Consider the following 14,110-nt stretch of genomic DNA (forward strand, 5'->3'; position numbering starts at 1 on the left):
CCGGTCGTCAGTAGGAGCCGACGGCCTGGGAGTGCGCCCAGGCGCCGCACGGGCTGCCGTAGCGGCCCGCGATGTAGCCGATGCCCCAGCGGATCTGGACGCGGTAGTCGTTCTGCCAGTCGCCGCCCCCGACGCCCATCTTGCTGCCGGGCAGGGCCTGCGGGATGCCGTAGGCGCCGCTCGGGTTCGCCGCGTGCGCGTTCCAGCCGGACTCGCGGTTCCAGAGGCTGACGAGGCAGCTGAACTCGCTGCCCGCCCACCCCTTCTGGGCGACGATCCCGGCGGCGAAGGCCTGGGCCGTCGACGCGGGCGCGACGGGTCCGCTGGGCATGACGACGTCGGCGGCGCCGGACGAGCCGAGCACCTGCGTGGTGAACCGGTCGCGCTTCAGCGCGACGAGCACGGTGCCGCCGTCGATCGAGAAGCGCTGCACGGCCGCCGGGTGCTGGGCGACCGCGGGCTGCCGGTAGAACGAGGAGGCCGTCGCCCCGGCGTAGGGGTCGGTGACGCTGACGAGCGCGATGCCCGCGCACGCGGCGATCGCGAGCAGGCTGAGCAGCGTCCGCCGACGCGGGCCGCGGGCCGCGCGACGACCGCGCACGGGCGGGGCGGTGTCCCCTCGCATGGCGCCTCCCCCGGTCGTGCGGTCGCGTGGAGGGTATCGGCGCGCGCCCGCCCCCTCCCGGCGGCGCGCGGGCGCCGCGTCAGCGGTGGCGCGCGGGCGCCGCGTCAGCGGTGGCGCTGCGCCGTTCCCATCGCGGCCCGGTACCGGCTCGGGCTCGTGCCGACGACCTCCCCGAAGCGCGCTCGGAGGTTCGTCGCCGAGCCGAGCCCGGACTCGGCCGCCACGCGGTCGACGGGCCAGTCGGTCGTCTCCAGCAGGTGCTGCGCGCGCCGCACCCGGGCCCGGGAGAGCCAGGCGCTCGGCGCCACGCCGACCTCGTCGGCGAACCGCCGGTTCAGCGTGCGGACGCTGACCGCCGCGGTCTCAGCGATCCGCGCGACCGTGAGCGGCTCGGCGGCGTGCGCCTCGATCCACGCGAGCGTCGCGGTCAGCCCGGTGGCGCCGAGCTCGTCGTCCCGCACGTACTGCGCCTGGTCCGCCTCCCGGGTCAGGGGCACGACGGCGGTCCGGGCGGCCTCCGCGGCCGCCGCACCGCCGAGGTCCCGGGCGATCATGTGGAGGCAGAGGTCGAGGCCGGCAGCCGCGCCCGCGGAGGTGAGCACCCGCCCGTTGTCGACGAACAGCGCGGTCCGGTCCACGGTCACGGCCGGGTGCCGCGCGGCGAGCAGAGCGGCCGCCCGCCAGTGCGTGGTCGCGCGCAGCCCGTCCAGCAGCCCGGTCGCGGCGAGGTCGAGGGCCCCGACGCAGATCGACGCGATGCGGGCGCCCCGCGCCGCGGCCGCCCGCACCGCGTCCGCCGCGGCGGGGTCCACCGGCGTCGTCGGGTCCGTGCGCCCGGGCACGACCACCGTGTCCGCGGCGACGAGGCGGTCGAGGCCGTGCGGGACGGTCAGCGTCGTCGGGCCCGCCGCGGCCGTGGGTCGTGGCCCCGCGACGAGCACCTCGTAGGCGGGCGCGCCGTCCGGGGCCGTCGTGCGGCCGAACACCTCGATCGGCGTCGCCAGGTCGAACGCGATCACGTCGTCGAGCGCGAGGACCGCCACGGTGTGCACCCCTCGACCGTACGACGCGGTGGCGGGATCGTGGCGTACAACGGCTGATCGGCCACTCGTGCGGCTCCGGCCCGATGCCTAGCGTCGGTGCCCGAGGAAGAGGGAGGAGCCCCGTGCTGGCTCAGATCGTCCTGTTCGAGGGGTTCGACCCGCTCGACGTCGTCGCACCGTTCGAGGTGCTGTGCGCCGGGTCCGACGCGGTCGGCGGCGCGCTGGAGGTGCGGCTCGTCGGCGTCGACGGCCCCGGCCCTGTGACGAGCGGGACGCGGGGGCTCCGGCTCGAGGCGACCGACGTGCTCCGGCCCGAGGAGCCGGGGATCGTGCTGGTCCCCGGCGCCTCCGGCCCCGTCGAGGGCGACCCGGACGAGGTCGACACGGTCCCGGTGCTGCTCGCGCGGACCGCGGGGACCGCGCTGCCGGACCTCGTGCGGCGCGCCTTCGCCGCACCCGACGTGGTCGTCGCCGCGGTCTGCGGCGGCTCGCTGGCCCTCGCGATGGCGGGCCTGCTCGAGGGCCGCCGGGCGGTGACCCACCGCCTCGGGAACGACGTGCTCGAGGCGACCGGCGTCGAGGTCGTGCCCGCGCGGGTCGTGGACGACGGCGACCTCGTGACCGCCGGCGGGGTCACCTCCGGCCTCGACCTCGGACTCCACCTGCTCGAGCGCTGCTACGGACCGCGGGTCGCGCACGCCGTGGAGCGGCTGTTCGAGTACGAGCGGCGCGGCGTCGTCTGGCGCGCCTCCGGTGCCGTCCCGGTGCCGGCATGAGCGGCGCGAGCGCGCTGCCGGGGCGCTGGGCGCTCACGATGCGCACGCCCATCGGCCGCATCGAGGCGGAGCTGACGTTCGTCGACGACGGCGACGGAATCGGCGGCACGGCCACGGGCCGGGCGGAGACGGTCCCGCTGCGCGACGTGCGGACGGACCCCGCCCCGGAGGGCGAGCACGTCACCTGGGACCAGTCGATCACGAAGCCGATTCGGCTCGACCTCCGCTTCGACGTCGTCGTCACCGGCGACGTCATGACGGGCACCTCGCGGGCGGGACGGCTGCCCCGCTCGGCCGTCACCGGCCGGCGGATCGAGCGGTGAGGAGGGCGTCCGCCTCGGCGAGCGCCGCGTCCACGGCGCCGGGTCGCTCGGTGTCGACCTCGAGGACCACGCCGTCGAGGTCGAGCACCTCCGGTCGGCCGTCGCCCAGCACGGCCCGGAACGCGTCGACCTGCGCGGCGTCGCCGTGGCCGGCGTGCCGGGAGCCGTCACCGGCGCGGGCCGCGAACCGGCGCACCAGCTCGTCGTCGCCCGCCCGGCAGTGCAGCTGCAGGGCCCGGAAGCCGTACCGGCGCTGCCACGACCGGAGCACCGCGTCCTCGACGCGGGGGTCGTAGTTCGCGTCGACGACGACCGCGCCGCCCGCGGTGAGCTGCCGCTCGAGCGCGTAGCCGAGCAGGGCGAACGAGGCGCGCCCGAGCCGCACCGACCAGTCCCGATCCCCGCCGCCGAGCTCGTCGAAGAGGATCTCCTTCAGGTCGTCCTTCGCGATGCGCGGGATCCCGAGACGGTCGGCGAGCAGCCGCGAGACGGTGGTCTTGCCCGAAGCCGGTCTGCCGACGACGAGCACCAGCCACGACCCGCCGTGCTCCTCGCCGTCCGTCACGCGCGCCGCCCGTGCGGGCGCCGCACCCGCAGCGTCACGATCCGGAACGGTCGGAGACGGAGCCGGGCGCGGCCCCCGTCGACGCCGACGAGCGCGGACGGGGCGAGGGGGTCCTCGAGGAGGTCGACCTCCTCGACGCCCTCGTGCGCGACGCCGAGCACGACCGCGGCCTCCGTCGACCGGCCGAGCGCCTCGTACAGCCGGACGACGATGTCGCCGTCGCCGTCCTCCGCGAGCTTCACCGACTCCACCACGACGCCCTCCCCCTCGACCGCGAGCAGGGGCTCGACCGCGCCGCCGCCGCGGACGGTCCGCTCGAGGAGGTTGATCCGGTAGCCGGCGGCGACCGCGTCGACGACGCGCGCACCGGGCAGCAGGCCGACGGCGAAGCGGTGCGCGCCGCGGTCCTGCTCCGGGTCGGGGAAGCGGGCCGCGCGGAGGATCGAGAGCCGCAGCAGGGACGCGGTCCCGCCGCCCTCCCGCCGGATCCGCGTGGTGTCCGAGCCGTAGACGGAGTCGTTCACGACCGCGACGCCGAAGCCCGGCTCCCCGAGGTGCTGCCAGCGGTGCTGGCTGGTCTCGAACCGGGCCGCGTCCCACGAGGTGTTCGCGTGCGTCGCGCGCTCGACGTGCCCGAACTGCACCTCCGACGCCACGCGCTCGGCGCGCACGTCGACGGGGAACGCCAGCTTGAGCAGCTTCTCGCGCTCCTGCCAGTCGACCGTCGTCTCGATGCGGAGCTCGCCGCCCGGGACGAGCCGCAGCCGCTGCTCGAGGGAGGAGCGGCCGAACCGACGGACGACCACGACCGCGTCGCCGTCGGCGCGGACCTCGGCCGGGCCGTCGAGGTCGACCGCCGTCGCGCGGTACTCGCGGTCGACGTCCCACGCGTCCCACCGGACCGGGTGGTCCTCGTGCAGCTGGAACCGGTTCCCGCGGGTGCCGGGCGGCACCGTCTCCCGGCCGCTCGCGCGGTGCACGAGGGAGACGAGCATCCCCTCCGCGTCGACGACCGCCCGGACCGCCTCGTCCTCGAGCACGAACCCGCTCCCGTCGGCGGTGACCGCGCCCGACCGGGGAGGGGTCGGTGCGCCGACGCCGAGCGCCGCGACGCCCCGGCGCGGGTCGGGTGCGGCGTTCGCGAGCAGCAGGGCGTCGCCCTCGCCGGCGAGCGCGGCGAGGCTCGACGCGATCAGCGCCTCCAGCTCCGCCGTGATCGCGGCGTGGTCGGCGACCGCCTCGCGGTGCACCCAGGCGATCGCGGAGCCCGGGAGGATGTCGTGGAACTGGAGCAGCAGCACGTGCCGCCAGAGCCGCTCGAGCGCGACGGCGGGGTACGGCGCCGCGACCCGGATCGCGGCGGTCGCGGCCCACAGCTCGGCCTCGCGGAGCAGGTGCTCGTTGCGGCGATTGCCCTGCTTCGTCCGTCGCTGGCTCGTGTAGGTGCCGCGGTGCAGCTCGAGGTACAGCTCGCCGGCCCAGACCGCGGGCTCGGTCAGCTCCTCCTCCGCCGCCCGGTAGAAGGCCTGCGGCGTCCCGATCTCCACGGTCGGGACGCCCTCGAGCGACCGCGCCCGCGCGAGGCGCAGCAGCATCTCCCGCGTCGGGCCGCCGCCTCCGTCGCCGTGCCCGAACGGCAGGAGGGCGCGGGTCGCGACCGCCGCGTCCGCGAAGTTCCGCTCCGAGTGCAGCAGCTCCGGCACGGAGCCGTCGGCGTTGTACGTGTCGACCGGCGGGAAGTGGGTGAACAGCCTCGTGCCGTCGAGCCCCTCCCACGAGAAGGTGTGGTGCGGGATGCGGTTGGTGTCGTTCCAGGACGCCTTCTGCGTCAGCAGCCACCGCTTGCCCGCGAGCCGCGCGATCTGCGGCAGCGCCGCCGTGTAGCCGAAGGAGTCCGGCAGCCAGACGCCCTCGCCGTCGACGCCGAACCGGTCGCGGAACCAGCGCGTGCCCGCCACGAACTGCCGCGCGAGCGCCTCCCCGCCCGGCAGGTTCGTGTCCGACTCCACCCACATGCCGCCTACCGGGACGAACCGGCCCTCCCGCACGCGCTCGGCGAGCCGGGCGAACAGCGCGGGCTGGTCCTCCTCCAGCCACGCGTACTGCTGCGCGGACGACATCGCGTAGACGAACCCGGGGTCCTCGTCCATCAGCGCGAGCACGTTCGCGATCGTCCGCGCGACCTTCCGCCGCGTCTCGCGGATCGGCCACAGCCACGCCGAGTCGATGTGCGCGTGCCCCACCGCGGTGATGGCCTGCGCGGAGGGGACGGCCGGGCTCGCGAGCGCCGGGGCGAGGACCGCGCGCGCCCGGGCCGCGGTGCCCGCGACGTCGTCGAGGTCGAGCGCGGCGCAGGCCGCGTCGAGCGCGACGAGGATCCGGGCGCGGCGCGTCGAGTCCTCCGGGAGCGCGGACGCGAGCTCCGCGAGCACGACGAGATCGGCCTCGAGGCCGCGGACCTCGAGGTCCACCAGCACGACGTCCGCGCGCCGCAGCACGTACAGGGGCTCCAGGCCGGCCGTCGCGCGCTCGCCGAGGGGCGTCGGCGCGAACGAGAGGTCGCGGAGCACGTCCGGGTTCGCCGCGGCCTCGAGCAGGACGTCGACCGACCCGTCCGCCGCGATGGCGCCCGGCACCGAGTGCCGGCGGGGCGCGAGCCCCTCGACGGGCACGCCGTCCGGGGTGTAGAGCAGGCCCTCGGCCTGGAAACCGGGCGCGCCGGCCGAGAACCCGAGGTCGACGAGCAGCTCGGCGCGCAGCCCGGGCGCCGGCGCCGCGGGCGCGGCACCGCGGAGGCGGAACCACGTGGTGCTCCACGGCGCGCCCCAGGGGGTGCCGACGGCGAAGGGCGCGTACTCGGCGCGGACCGCCTCCGCGAACGGCACCGGCTCGCCCGGCGCGTGCCAGGCCGACACCTCGACCGGAGCGGCGGCGCGCACCACCGCGGGTCCGACGCGCTCCTCGAGGATGCGCCGCACCCGGTCGACGGCGCGCGGCAGGTCGCGGTGGTCGGTCTCGGTCAGACGGATGCGCACGCGGACCCCGTTCCCGCCCGGACGCTCGTCGTCGGGCGCTCTGCAGTATCGCCGCACCGGACCGCGGCGACCTGGCCGTCCGCGACGGGCTCGGACGGCGCCGACGTCCGCGTCGTAGCGTGCTCGGCGTGACCGCCGCCCCCTCCGGACCCGACGCCCTTCCGACCGCCACGCTGCAGGACGGCACGCACCCGCGGCCGCAGGCGCTGCGGGCGCACTGGCGGGACCTGTCCGGGCCGTGGTCGTTCCGGCACGACGACGGCGGGTCGGCGCGCTGGTCGCACGGGCTGCCGGAGCCGCGGACGATCACGGTGCCGTTCCCGCCCGAGTCGAGCGCCTCGGGCATCGACGAGCCCGGCTTCCACCCGGTCGTCTGGTACGCCCGGACCCTCGCCCAGGCCGACCTCGACGCGGCCGGCCTGTCGCCCGAGAACCCGCGGGTGCTGCTCCACTTCGGCGCCGTCGACCACCGGGCGACGGTGTGGATCGACGGGGCGCTCGTCGGCGAGCACGAGGGCGGGCAGACGCCGTTCACGTTCGACGTCACCGGGCACCTCGCGGGCGGCGGGGAGCACCTGCTCGTCGTGCGGGCCGAGGACGACCCGCACGACGTGTCCCAGCCGCGCGGCAAGCAGGACTGGCAGGAGCGGCCCCACGCGATCTGGTACCGCCGCACGACGGGGATCTGGCAGCCGGTGTGGCTGGAGGCCGTGCCCGACGCGGCGGTCGAGCACCTGCGCTGGACGAACCGCGACGCCGCGACGACGGGGCTGACCGTGCGGTTCCGCGGCGCCGTCCCGGAGGGGGCCCGCGTCGCCGTCGCCCTGCGCTGGACCGACGGCGACGAGGACCTCGGCGCGCTCGAGACGGCGGTCCCGCCGCACGCCCGGTCGGTCGACCTGCTCGTGCCGGTCGCGCGGCAGGCGAACGGCCAGGCGGAGGAGGAGCTGCTCTGGAGCCCGGACCAGCCGCGGCTGATCGACGCGGTGGTCGAGCTGCGCACCGCCGACGGACGCCGGCTCGACGCGGTCGCCTCCTACTTCGGCCTCCGCACCGTCGCCGTCGACCGCGGCGCGTTCCTCCTGAACGACCGACCGGTCGACGTCCGCTCGGTGCTCGAGCAGGGCTACTGGCCCGAGTCGCACCTCGCCGCGCCCTCCCCGGCCGCGCTGCGCCGGGAGGTCGAGCTGATCAAGGCGCTCGGCTTCAACGCCGCCCGCATCCACCAGAAGGTCGAGGACCCGCGCTTCCTGTTCTGGGCCGACCGGCTCGGCCTGCTCGTGTGGGGCGAGACGGCGAACGCCTACGCCTTCTCGCCGCTCGCGGTGCAGCGCCTGGTGCGCGAGTGGGTGGACGTCGTCGAGCGGGACGCCTCCCACCCCTCGATCGTCACGTGGGTGCCGCTGAACGAGTCGTGGGGCGTCCAGCACGTCGCGCACGAGCCGGCGCAGCAGGCGTACGCGCGGGCGCTCGCGGAGGTCACGCGGGCCCTCGACCCGACCCGGCCGGTCGTCTCGAACGACGGGTGGGAGCACCCGGGCTCCGACATCGTCACCGTGCACGACTACGAGGGCGACGGCGAGCGCCTCGCCGCCACGTACGCCGACGACGCGGCGCGGACGCGGCTCCTCGCGGGGATCGGCCCCGCCGGCCGCCGCATCCTCGTGGGCGGCGCCGTCGACGAGGGGCAGCCGGTCATGCTCACCGAGTTCGGCGGCGTCCGCTACCAGCCGGACCGGCCGCACGAGGAGGGCTGGGGCTACACGGAGGCGGCCGACGAGGACGACTGGATCCGCCGGATCACGGCCCTCTACGACGGCGTCCGCGCGAGCGCCTTCCTCGCGGGCTCCTGCTGGACGCAGCTGACCGACACGCTGCAGGAGACGAACGGCCTGCTCACCGCGGACCGCGAGCCGAAGGCGCCGATCGAGCGCATCCGGGCGGCGATCCTCGGCTCCTGATCGATGCGCCGCGCCCTCGTGCACCGCTCCGCGGCTCGTGCGACGGCGCGCGGCGTCGCATCAGCCGCTCGGCGTCGCACGACCGGGCGCGTCAGCCGCGGAGGCCCTCGACGCAGCGGTCGAGCAGCGCCGCGAGCCGGCGCGCGTCGCCGTCGTCGAAGCCGGACCGCATGCGGTCCTCGACCGAGCGGACGGCCGCGCTGGCCGCGGCCAACCGCTCCCGGCCGGCGGCGGTCAGCTCCACGGGCAGCACGCGGCCGACCGAGGGCCGCTCCTGCTTCACGACGAGGCCGCCCGACTCGAGGCCCTGCAGCACGAGGCTCATCGACTGGCGCGTGACGAAGGCGCCCCGTGCGAGGCCGGCGCTCGACATCCCGGGCCGCTGCGCGAGCAGCTCGAGCGTCGAGTACTGGGTGATGCTCAGCCCGAGCGGGCGCAGCACGTCCTCCATGGCCGCGTGGAGCACCGCGGTCGCCTGCTTCAGGCGGTACCCGACGGAGGTGTCGAGGTCGACGGCCGGCCCGGCTTGACTCATGTCAGGATTCTGACATAGCCTCCTCCATGTCAGGTTCCTGACATTTAAACCGTCCCGAGGAGGACCCCATGCCGGTCACCGGCCCCGACTTCGTCTCCATCCAGGTCCGCGACCTCGAGCGCTCCGCCGCGTTCTACGAGCAGCGGCTCGGGCTCGTGCGGCAGCCCGGACCGCCGCACGCCGTGGTGTTCGCCACCTCGCCGATCGCGTTCGCGGTCCGCGAGGCCGTGGCCGGTTTCGACCTCGACGCGACGCCCGAGCCGAGCGGCGGGGTCGCGCTGTGGCTCCTCGCGCCGGACGCGCAGGCGATCCACGACGACCTGGTCGCGCAGGGCGTCCCGATCGTCACCCCGCCCGCCGACGGGCCGTTCGGCCGCACGTTCACGTTCGCGGACCCGGACGGCTACCGCGTCACGCTGCACGACCGGGGTTGATCGAGCCGACCGAGCTCCTGTTCGGCTATTGCTAATAGCCGGACGGCTGTTTACAGTAGCCACCATGAACGCGACCGCCTCGAGCACCGACACCCGCTTCCTCGACCGCTCGGAGGGGAGGGTCGCCTACGACGTGCGCGGCGACGGGCCGCTCGTCGTCCTCGTGCCCGGCATGGGCGAGCTGCGGTCGTCCTACCGCTTCCTCGCGCCGGAGCTCGTCGCGGCGGGCTACCGGGTCGTCTCGACGGACCTGCGCGGCCACGGCGACAGCGACACCGGGTTCAGCGCCTACGGCGACGAGGCGACCGCCGGGGACGTCGTCGCCCTGATCGCGGAGCTCGGCGGCCCGGCGGTCGTCGTGGGCAACTCCCTGGCGGCCGGCTCGGCGGTGATCGCGGCGGCGGAGCACCCGGAGCTGATCGCCGGGCTCGCGCTGGTCGGCCCCTTCGTGCGGAACCCGCCCGTCGGCCGCTTCACGGCGGCGCTCTTCCGAGCCATGACCGCGCCCGCCTGGATCGCCCCGGTCTGGAAGGCCTACATGCCGGTGCTCTACGCCGGGCGGAAGCCGGTCGACTTCGCCGAGTACCGTCGCGCGGTGCACACCGCCCTCCGCCGCCTGTCGTACGGGAGGGCGTTCTCCGCGACGACCCGGCAGACGGACCACGCGCCCGCCGAGGCGGCGCTGCCCCGCGTGACCGCGCCCGCGCTCGTCGTCATGGGCGATCGGGACCCCGACTTCCGCGACCCCGCCGGCGAGGCCCGCTGGATCGGCGAGGCCCTGCACGCCCCCGTCGTGCTGATCGAGGACGCCGGCCACTACCCGCAGGCGCAGCAGCCGGAGGCGAGCGCGGCCGCCGTGCTCCCGTTCCTCGCGGAGGCGCTCCCCCGTGGCTAGGGCGGGCCTCAGCCCCGGCCGCGTCGTGGAGGCGGCGGCCGTCATGGCCGACGAGACCGGGCTCGGCGGGGTCGTGCTCGCCGGCCTCGCCGAACGCGTCGGCGTCCGGCAGCCGTCGCTCTACAAGCACATCGACTCGCTCGCGGGCCTGCGCCGCGGGATCTCGATCGTCGCGCAGCGGCAGCTGCTCGAGGTGCTGACCCGGGCGGCAGTGGGCCGGTCCGGCCGCGAGGCCCTCGTCGCGATGGCCGGGGCGTACCGCGGCTGGGCGCTCGAGCACCCGGGACGGTACGAGGCCGCGCAGCTCATGCCGGCGCCCGACGACGCCGAGCACGAGGCGAGCGCCGCCGCGATCGTCGACCTGATCGCGGACGTGCTCGCCGGCTACGGGCTGCGGGACGACGACGCGATCGACGCGATCCGCGGCTTCCGCGCCATGCTGCACGGCTTCGTCAGCCTCGAGGCGGCGGGCGGGTTCCGCTTCCGCGCGGACGTGGACCGCAGCTTCGACCGGCTGATCGAGGGCTTCGCGCGCACCGTGGAGCAGGGGACGGGCGGCCGTCCGGGGTGAGCACCGGGACGGCCCGGGGCGCCGGAGCGCCGTCCGGGCCGTCCGCGGAAGCAGGACACCGCGATCGATCCTCCCGACATGCTCCGGTGGGCATGGACCCGCTCGACAGCGCTCCTCGGCCTGCACCTGCGACTGCCGGTGTCAAGCGTCCGCCTCCCGGCTTGACCGCCCGCGTCGCACCGTGCTCGACTCCGAGGAGGGTCGGACGGGTCGAGGAGGCGCACGATGTCGTGCTGCGAGCTGTGCAGGAACGTGGCGAGCTGGACGTACGTCGTCAGCGGTGACGGCGACGGCGTGGAGTTCCTCGACGCGGTCGCCGAGTTGAGCGACGGCGGCGCGGTCCGAGCGTCCGTGATGCTCGCCCTCGCCGACCACTGACCCCCTAGCCGACGGCCGGCGAACGGCGGCGCAGCAGCCGGTCGAGCACCGAGCGGCGCGGCGCCTCCGGCGTCCGGGGCGCGGCGGTGGTCTCGCGCTCCACGAGGTCGCACCGAAGGACCTGGTGGTCCGCCTCCGTGCGCCCGAGCAGCCGGTCGACCGCGGCGCCGCCCACCACGGCGGGGTCCTGCCGGAAGGTCGTCAGCCCCCGGCTCGCGGCGTCCCGGTGGTCGTCGACGCCGACGACGCTCAGGTCGCGGGGGACCTCGAGCCCGAGGTCCCCGGCGGCCTCCAGCACCGCGAAGGCGAGCTCGTCGGCGACGGCGAAGACCGCGGTCGGTCGCACCGGGTCGGACAGCAGCTCCTTGGCGGCGCGGTACGCGGCCTCGTGCGTGAACTCGCAGGGCACGACGTGGGAGTGCTCGTCGAGGCCCGCCTCGCGCATCGCCTCGCTGTACCCGCGGACCCGGTCGGTCCGCATCGTGAAGTCGTCGGGCGACAGCGCGTATCCGGCGAGGTGCGTGATGGTCGTGTGCCCGAGGTCGAGGAGGTGCTGCGTCGCCTCGCGGGCCACGCGCTCGTCGTCCACGGTGACGCTCGGCAGGCCGTCGCACCAGCCGCCGATCACGACGACCGGCTTCCCGTGCGCGGTCAGGCGCGGGACCTGCGGCCCCTTGAACTCGAACCCGATCGCGATCGCACCGACGCAGTCCTCGTCGGCGAGCACCTCGTCGAACCGGTCGGCGACGACGGCGCGGCCGGGCGCGCCGGGCCGCTCGGCGAGGATCGAGACCGTGCAGGTCGGATCGACCTCCTGCAGCCGGGCGGCGATCCCCTCCGTCATGGCGTCGAAGTACCAGTTGTCCTGGAACGGCACAGCGATCTCGACTCGCGGCACGTGGCTCTCCTCGTTCGGCCTGCGGGCTGATCGTCCAGCGGCGGCGCGGGGCGAGCGTAGCGAGTCAATGGTTCGCGGAGGCCCATCGGCGGCCGCGCGCGTCCGCCCGCAGGAGCTCAGCGGGCGAGGACCTCCCGTACCAGGGCGTCGGCGGCCGCGCGGGCGGCGGCGATGACGTCCGTGTCGGGCACATCGGCGCCGACGGCCGCCTCGACTGCGGCGTTGATGCTGAGGAGGGCCATCCGGACGAGCACGGCGTCCGCGCCGTCCGGCTCGGGCAGCAGACCGACGAGCAGGTCGCTCAACCGGCCCAGGGGGTCGCCGATGCGATCCCCCTCCGCGTCGGCCAGGGCCCGGCCGATGAAGGGGTTGCCGCGGAGGAAGCGGATCCCCTGCAGCTTCTCCGCGGAGAACGAGTCGACCCACCGCAGCACGGCCTCGCGGATCAGCTCGGGGCTGCGCGGCTGGCGCTCCGCCCACGCGAGCAGCTCGGCGGCCTCCGAGCCGCGCCGCTCGAACACCGACCGCAGGATCGCCTCCTTGTTCGGGAAGTGGTAGTAGAGCGAGGCCTTGTTGATGCCGAGCGCGTCGGCGATCTGCCGGAGGGACGTCGCCTCGTACCCCTGCTCCGTGAAGAGGTCGAGCGCGACGCGCAGCGCCTCCTGCCGGGTCTCCGCCCCGTCGCGCCGGCGCGCGCCGATCATCCGTTCCACCACGCCGGGAGCCTACCGGTCGGTAGGCTTGACGCATCTACCTAACGGTAGGTAGGTTGCCGGTCGACCGCATCGACGGAGGAGCACGCATGAGCGAGTACACGATCACCCGGGACTACCCGTACGCGATCGAGGAGGTCTGGCACGTCCTGACCGACCCCGGCTGGGTCGCGCAGTGGACCACCACCGGCCGGGGCGGGCGTCCGGAGGACTTCGCTCCGGAGGTCGGCCGGCGGTTCCGCTTCGTGGGGAAGCCCACGATGGGCTGGGCGGGCGTCGTCTACTGCGAGGTGCTCGAGGTGCGGGCGCCCGAGCTGCTGCGCTACACGTGGAGGGGCGAGGAGGACGCCGGCGCCGTCACCGACGTGACGTACCGGCTCGAGGCGACCCCCGGGGGCACCCGCTTCACCTGGAGCCACACCGGCTTCACCGGTCCCGGCGGCTTCGCGATGTCCCGGCTGCTCGGCGGCGTGCGTCGCACGATGCTGAGCGAGGGCGTACCCCCGGTCCTCGCCCGCCACCACGCGACCCTCGCACCGCAGTGACCGTCGCGCTCGTGGCCGCGGGCATCGCCGGCGCGATCGCCGCGGCCTCGCATGCCGGGATGTTCGTCGTCGAGAGCCTGCTCTTCGGGCGGGACGGCACCCGTCGCATGCTCGAGGTGCCCGAGGCCCACGCCGAGGCCGTGCGGCTCTGGGCGCACCACCAGGGCGTCTACAACCTCCTGCTCGCCGCGATCGCGGCCGCAGGCCTGGTCGCCCTCGCGCTGGGCTCCACGACCGTCGCCCAGTCGCTGCTGCTCGCCTCCGGATCCGCGATGGTCGCCGCGGCCCTCGCACTGCTCGCCGTCGACCGGCGACGCGAGCGCGTCCCGGGCTTCCTCGCTCAGGCACTGCCGGCAGTGGCCTGCGTCGTCGCGCTCAGCGCGTGAGCCCGCTCAGTCGGAGAACGCCCACTCCGCGCCGCAGCCGTCGCAGCGCGCGGACCATTCGCCGGGTCGTGCCGCACCGTCCCCGGCCTGCCGGACCACGGCGCTGATCTGCACCCCTGCCGACTCCGCACACGTCGGACGCCCGATCATCTCGATCCCGCCTCCGCCATGAGCGGGTAGGCGGTGGACGGTGCGCGTCCTGCGCGATCTGGACACTCCCTCGACAGGAGGAGCCGCGTGCGGTGGGCGCGTCCGCGCGGGGAGCGCACAGGACGACGGGGCCGGCCGCGCCGACCGCTCGACGATCCTCTGCGGCTCGGCGAGCGGAGGGCGTGGGATTCGAACCCACGAGGCATTGCTGCCTGCCGGTTTTCAAGACCGGATCCTTCGGCCGCTCGGACAGCCCTCCAGGGCCCCAGACGATACC

At 75.7% G+C, this 14,110-nt stretch carries 16 protein-coding genes and 1 tRNA gene; 9 read left to right on the top strand and 8 right to left on the bottom strand.

Going from position 1 to position 14,110, the window contains the following annotated elements; all coding sequences use genetic code 11:
* Window positions 1-7: 7 nt before the first annotated feature.
* Window positions 8-625 carry an aggregation-promoting factor C-terminal-like domain-containing protein gene (locus tag D1781_RS00495; protein WP_119480355.1) on the bottom strand — a complete coding sequence of 206 codons (618 nt, stop codon included), beginning with the start codon at window positions 623-625 and terminating at the stop codon, window positions 8-10.
* Between the two features lie 104 nt (window positions 626-729).
* Entirely contained in the window at window positions 730-1,677 is a 948-nt protein-coding gene (locus tag D1781_RS00500) for a GlxA family transcriptional regulator (protein WP_119480356.1), read from the bottom strand.
* A gap of 113 nt (window positions 1,678-1,790) precedes the next feature.
* Between D1781_RS00500 and D1781_RS00505 the strand changes: the two genes are divergently transcribed.
* Window positions 1,791-2,444 carry a DJ-1/PfpI family protein gene (locus D1781_RS00505; RefSeq protein ID WP_119480357.1) on the top strand — a complete coding sequence of 218 codons (654 nt, stop codon included), beginning with the start codon at window positions 1,791-1,793 and terminating at the stop codon, window positions 2,442-2,444.
* The gene (locus D1781_RS00510; protein WP_119480358.1) at window positions 2,441-2,767 is read left to right on the top strand and encodes a hypothetical protein; all 327 of its coding nucleotides are present in this window, start codon (window positions 2,441-2,443) and stop codon (window positions 2,765-2,767) included. Before D1781_RS00505 ends, D1781_RS00510 begins: the two co-directional genes overlap by 4 nt.
* On the opposite strand, the gene D1781_RS00515 is transcribed toward D1781_RS00510, so the two are convergent.
* Window positions 2,742-3,332, bottom strand: a complete 591-nt coding sequence (locus tag D1781_RS00515) for an AAA family ATPase (protein WP_119480359.1) — start codon at window positions 3,330-3,332, stop codon at window positions 2,742-2,744. The genes D1781_RS00510 and D1781_RS00515 overlap by 26 nt on opposite strands.
* The gene (locus D1781_RS00520; RefSeq protein WP_233550858.1) at window positions 3,329-6,367 is read right to left on the bottom strand and encodes an alpha-mannosidase; all 3,039 of its coding nucleotides are present in this window, start codon (window positions 6,365-6,367) and stop codon (window positions 3,329-3,331) included. The genes D1781_RS00515 and D1781_RS00520 overlap by 4 nt, the downstream gene beginning before the upstream one ends.
* Before the next feature lie 128 nt (window positions 6,368-6,495).
* Between D1781_RS00520 and D1781_RS00525 the strand changes: the two genes are divergently transcribed.
* Window positions 6,496-8,328 carry a glycoside hydrolase family 2 protein gene (locus D1781_RS00525; RefSeq protein ID WP_119481640.1) on the top strand — a complete coding sequence of 611 codons (1,833 nt, stop codon included), beginning with the start codon at window positions 6,496-6,498 and terminating at the stop codon, window positions 8,326-8,328.
* Window positions 8,329-8,419: 91 nt separating this feature from the next.
* Here D1781_RS00525 and D1781_RS00530 read toward each other — a convergent pair whose 3' ends face one another.
* Window positions 8,420-8,863, bottom strand: coding sequence for a MarR family winged helix-turn-helix transcriptional regulator (locus D1781_RS00530; protein WP_119480360.1), 444 nt, complete (start codon window positions 8,861-8,863; stop codon window positions 8,420-8,422).
* 68 nt (window positions 8,864-8,931) lie between these two features.
* On the opposite strand from D1781_RS00530, the gene D1781_RS00535 reads away from it, so the two are divergent.
* From D1781_RS00535 to D1781_RS18015, 4 genes are all read left to right on the top strand, one after another.
* Window positions 8,932-9,297, top strand: coding sequence for a VOC family protein (locus tag D1781_RS00535; protein ID WP_119480361.1), 366 nt, complete (start codon window positions 8,932-8,934; stop codon window positions 9,295-9,297).
* Between the two features lie 64 nt (window positions 9,298-9,361).
* On the top strand, window positions 9,362-10,192 hold the full coding sequence (locus tag D1781_RS00540; protein WP_119480362.1) for an alpha/beta fold hydrolase: 831 nt from the start codon (window positions 9,362-9,364) through the stop codon (window positions 10,190-10,192).
* The gene (locus tag D1781_RS00545; RefSeq protein WP_119480363.1) at window positions 10,185-10,763 is read left to right on the top strand and encodes a TetR/AcrR family transcriptional regulator; all 579 of its coding nucleotides are present in this window, start codon (window positions 10,185-10,187) and stop codon (window positions 10,761-10,763) included. The genes D1781_RS00540 and D1781_RS00545 overlap by 8 nt, the downstream gene beginning before the upstream one ends.
* A gap of 252 nt (window positions 10,764-11,015) precedes the next feature.
* Window positions 11,016-11,141, top strand: coding sequence for a hypothetical protein (locus D1781_RS18015; RefSeq protein ID WP_267899772.1), 126 nt, complete (start codon window positions 11,016-11,018; stop codon window positions 11,139-11,141).
* Window positions 11,142-11,145: 4 nt separating this feature from the next.
* On the opposite strand, the gene D1781_RS00550 is transcribed toward D1781_RS18015, so the two are convergent.
* Together D1781_RS00550 and D1781_RS18100 are read right to left on the bottom strand one after the other, a co-directional pair.
* Window positions 11,146-12,039: a LacI family DNA-binding transcriptional regulator gene (locus tag D1781_RS00550; RefSeq protein WP_119480364.1), complete on the bottom strand. Its 894-nt coding sequence runs from the start codon at window positions 12,037-12,039 to the stop codon at window positions 11,146-11,148.
* Between the two features lie 116 nt (window positions 12,040-12,155).
* Window positions 12,156-12,755: a TetR/AcrR family transcriptional regulator gene (locus tag D1781_RS18100; RefSeq protein ID WP_325048764.1), complete on the bottom strand. Its 600-nt coding sequence runs from the start codon at window positions 12,753-12,755 to the stop codon at window positions 12,156-12,158.
* 86 nt (window positions 12,756-12,841) lie between these two features.
* On the opposite strand from D1781_RS18100, the gene D1781_RS00560 reads away from it, so the two are divergent.
* Both D1781_RS00560 and D1781_RS00565 read left to right on the top strand, forming a co-directional pair.
* Entirely contained in the window at window positions 12,842-13,297 is a 456-nt protein-coding gene (locus D1781_RS00560) for an SRPBCC family protein (protein WP_119480366.1), read from the top strand.
* Window positions 13,294-13,683, top strand: coding sequence for a DUF1304 family protein (locus D1781_RS00565; protein ID WP_119480367.1), 390 nt, complete (start codon window positions 13,294-13,296; stop codon window positions 13,681-13,683). Before D1781_RS00560 ends, D1781_RS00565 begins: the two co-directional genes overlap by 4 nt.
* A 324-nt stretch (window positions 13,684-14,007) precedes the next feature.
* Here D1781_RS00565 and D1781_RS00570 read toward each other — a convergent pair.
* Window positions 14,008-14,092 (bottom strand) — tRNA-Ser (locus D1781_RS00570).
* Window positions 14,093-14,110 lie beyond the last annotated feature (18 nt).

It is taken from the genome of Amnibacterium setariae, assembly GCF_003581425.1.
Lineage (GTDB): Bacteria > Actinomycetota > Actinomycetes > Actinomycetales > Microbacteriaceae > Amnibacterium > Amnibacterium setariae.

Excerpts from the sequence above, each read along its gene's own strand:
- D1781_RS00510 (WP_119480358.1), top strand. The coding sequence starts at position 2,441 with ATGAGCGGCGCGAGCGCGCTGCCGGGGCGCTGGGCGCTCACGATGCGC.
- D1781_RS00530 (WP_119480360.1), bottom strand. The coding sequence starts at position 8,863 with ATGAGTCAAGCCGGGCCGGCCGTCGACCTCGACACCTCCGTCGGGTAC.
- D1781_RS00535 (WP_119480361.1), top strand. The coding sequence starts at position 8,932 with ATGCCGGTCACCGGCCCCGACTTCGTCTCCATCCAGGTCCGCGACCTC.
- D1781_RS00540 (WP_119480362.1), top strand. The coding sequence starts at position 9,362 with ATGAACGCGACCGCCTCGAGCACCGACACCCGCTTCCTCGACCGCTCG.
- D1781_RS00495 (WP_119480355.1), bottom strand. The coding sequence starts at position 625 with ATGCGAGGGGACACCGCCCCGCCCGTGCGCGGTCGTCGCGCGGCCCGC.
- D1781_RS00560 (WP_119480366.1), top strand. The coding sequence starts at position 12,842 with ATGAGCGAGTACACGATCACCCGGGACTACCCGTACGCGATCGAGGAG.